The organism is Amycolatopsis sp. NPDC104587, from assembly GCF_055583645.1.
Map to the genome: position 1 here is coordinate 273,302 of NZ_JBVJNO010000010.1, position 2,874 is coordinate 276,175.

General features: G+C 69.8%; 3 protein-coding genes. 2 read left to right on the top strand and 1 reads right to left on the bottom strand.

All coding sequences use genetic code 11. From position 1 onward, the window contains the following. Positions 1-4: 4 nt before the first annotated feature. Positions 5-289: an HPr family phosphocarrier protein gene (locus ACZ61C_RS31085; protein ID WP_465311398.1), complete on the top strand. Its 285-nt coding sequence runs from the start codon at positions 5-7 to the stop codon at positions 287-289. A 167-nt stretch (positions 290-456) separates the two neighbouring features. Here the strand turns inward: ACZ61C_RS31085 and ACZ61C_RS31090 are convergent, their stop codons facing one another. Beyond that, positions 457-1,512: a DegT/DnrJ/EryC1/StrS family aminotransferase gene (locus tag ACZ61C_RS31090; protein ID WP_465311399.1), complete on the bottom strand. Its 1,056-nt coding sequence runs from the start codon at positions 1,510-1,512 to the stop codon at positions 457-459. Positions 1,513-1,706: 194 nt separating this feature from the next. On the opposite strand from ACZ61C_RS31090, the gene ACZ61C_RS31095 reads away from it, so the two are divergent. Further along, positions 1,707-2,738, top strand: a complete 1,032-nt coding sequence (locus ACZ61C_RS31095) for a GDP-mannose 4,6-dehydratase (RefSeq protein WP_465311400.1) — start codon at positions 1,707-1,709, stop codon at positions 2,736-2,738. Positions 2,739-2,874 lie beyond the last annotated feature (136 nt).

The following is a 2,874-nucleotide window of genomic DNA, read 5'->3' on the forward strand; positions in this document are numbered from 1 at the left end:
CCTGATGTCCAGTAGGAAAGTGGTGATCGGCTCGCCCGTCGGGCTGCACGCGCGGCCGGTGAAGCTGCTCGTCGAGCTGGCCGGGCGCCAGCCGGTCCCGGTCAAGATCGGCCGGGACGAGAGCCAGCTGGTCGACGCGTCGAGCATCCTCGGGGTGATGGCGCTGGGTGTCCGCGGCGGCGAAGAGGTGCTGCTGACGGCGGACGGCGAGGGCGCTGAGGAAGCGCTTTCGGCGGTGGCGGACCTGCTGGCCCGCGACCTCGACTCGGCGGAGCAGCCCGCAAGCTGAGCACCCTGCCGCAGCCTGTCGTGAGTGGTAATTGGGGTTCTAACCCCAATTACCACTCACGACATCTTCTCCTGACTTCCGGCGGGCTGTCCTGGTCACTGCGGACGGCCCGCCGGATCCCCACCCACGAGAACCGCCCACCGGAGTCCGGTGGGCGGTTCTTCGCGTCAGCGCACCCCGTAGAACTCCCGGACGCGGTCGGCGATGTGGTCCTGGTCCGCTTCGGACAGTCCCGTGTGCGTCGGCAGGCACAGGCCCTCGGCGGCGAACCGGGCGGCCTTCAGCTCGGTCCAGGACTCGCGGAAGTACATCGGCTGGCGGCTCATCGGCGGGAAGAACGGCCGGGTGTCCACCCCCGCCGACGTCAGGTGGGCGCGCAGCTCTTCGCGGTCGTCGGCCAGCAGGTCGTACATCCACAGCACGTCCCGGCCCGGCATCCGCGTGACACCGGGGAAGTCGAGGCGCTCGTCGTAGCGCTTCTCGATCTGGGCACGCAGCTCGAGGATCTCGTCGAACCGCTCCACCTGGGCCAGCGCCACCCCGGCCTGCAGGTTGGTCATCCGGAAGTTGTACGCGAGCTGCTTGTGGACGAAGTCGTGGGCCTTGCCGGCCGCCATGCCGCGCAGGTGCGCCATCTGGGCGGCCAGCCGCGGGTCGTTCGTCAGGCAGATGCCGCCCTCGCCGGACGACACAATCTTGTTGGCGTACAAAGAGAAACACGCGACGTCGCCGACCGGGCGGACGCCGTGCGCCTCCGCGGTGTCCTCGACGACGCGCAGGTTGTACTGGAACGCCAGGTCCATCACCGCGTCCATGTCGCAGCGGCGGCCGTGCACGTGGACCGGCATGATCGCCTTGGTGCGCGGGGTGATCGCGGCCTCGGCCAGCACCGGGTCGAGCGTGAGGTCGCTCAAGCAGTCGACGAACACCGGGGTCGCGCCGGTGTAGGTGACCGCCCACGCCGAGGCCACGTAGGTGAACTCGGGCACCAGCACCTCGTCGCCCGGGCCGATGCCCAGCGCGCGCAGGGCGAGCGTCAGCGCCGCCGTGCCCGACGAGCAGGCGACGCCGTGCGCCTGGTCGTTCCACGCGGCGAACGCCTCCTCGAACCGGCGGACGAACGGCCCCTGAGCGGAGATCCAGCCGGTCTCGACCGCTTCGGTGACGTAGTCGATCTCCCGGCCCGTGAGGTACGGCTGGGAGACGGGGTAACGGATGGCCATCGGGTCCTCGCAAGCCTTCGGGGATACCGGAAAGCTGCAGGATGGGCCGGAACGGCAAGGGAAATCACCAGTGATCGCCGCGGAACCGGGGCATTGTCGAGTGTTTTCCCGAGTCGGCGGGGCGTCCAATGATGGCGATCAACGGCAGTCTCGGGTAGCCGTGGGCGTGGCCGGCCGGTGGACGTGGGAGAACCATGACAAAACGAGCATTGATCACGGGCATCACGGGGCAGGACGGCTCCTACCTCGCCGAGCACCTGCTCGGCCTGGGGTACCAGGTCTGGGGCCTGGTGCGCGGCCAGGCCAACCCCCGCAAGTCGCGCGTGAGCCGGCTGGCCGCGGAGCTGAACTTCGTGCACGGCGATCTGCTCGACCAGGCGAGTCTCGTCGCGGCGGTGGACCTCGTCCAGCCGGACGAGGTGTACAACCTGGGCGCGATCTCGTTCGTCCCGATGTCCTGGCAGCAGGCCGAGCTCACCACCGACGTCAACGGCATGGGCGTGCTGCGTGTGCTCGAGGCGATCCGGATGGTCTGCGGGCTCGACAAGTCGCGGGCCGCGCCGGGCGGGCAGATCCGCTTCTACCAGGCCTCGTCGTCGGAGATGTTCGGCAAGGCGGCCGAGACGCCGCAGAACGAGCTGACGATCCTGCACCCGCGCAGCCCGTACGGCGTCGCGAAGTGCTACGGCCACTACATCACCCGCAACTACCGCGAGTCCTACGGGATGTACGGCGTCTCCGGCATCCTGTTCAACCACGAGTCCCCGCGCCGCGGCATGGAGTTCGTCACGCGCAAGATCTCCAACGCCGTCGCGCGGATCAAGCTGGGTGTGCAGGACGAGCTGCGGCTGGGCAACCTCGACGCGGTCCGCGACTGGGGCTTCGCCGGCGACTACGTGCGCGCCATGCACCTGATGCTGCAGCAGGACGAAGCCGTCGACTACGTGATCGGCACCGGCCGGATGCACACCGTCCGCCAGGCGGCCGAAATCGCGTTCGCGGCGGCCGGGCTCGACTGGCGCGACCACGTCGTCGTCGACCCGGGCCTGGTGCGCCCGGCCGAGGTCGAGGTGCTCTGCGCCGACGCGACCCGCGCCTACGCCGGGCTGGGCTGGCGGCCGACCGTGTCGTTCGAAGAGCTGATGCGGATGATGGTCGAGTCCGACCTCACCCAGACCAGCCGTGAGCTGGACCTGGGCGAGGCGCTGACGGCCGCCGTCTGGTAGGCACGCGCTTTTTCCCGAGAGGGACACCAAAGACATTCGCGCCCCGGGCGGCAGGCCGCCGGGCGCCGGGTTGGGCGGAGCAGCAGCCGTCCCGGGGCGCACCGCTCGCCGTCGTGTCGGGATGGGTTGCTGATTC

Bases quoted from the DNA above. Each gene is read 5' to 3' on its own strand.
- ACZ61C_RS31085 (WP_465311398.1), top strand. From the start codon at position 5: ATGTCCAGTAGGAAAGTGGTGATCGGCTCGCCCGTCGGGCTGCACGCG.
- ACZ61C_RS31095 (WP_465311400.1), top strand. From the start codon at position 1,707: ATGACAAAACGAGCATTGATCACGGGCATCACGGGGCAGGACGGCTCC.
- ACZ61C_RS31090 (WP_465311399.1), bottom strand. From the start codon at position 1,512: ATGGCCATCCGTTACCCCGTCTCCCAGCCGTACCTCACGGGCCGGGAG.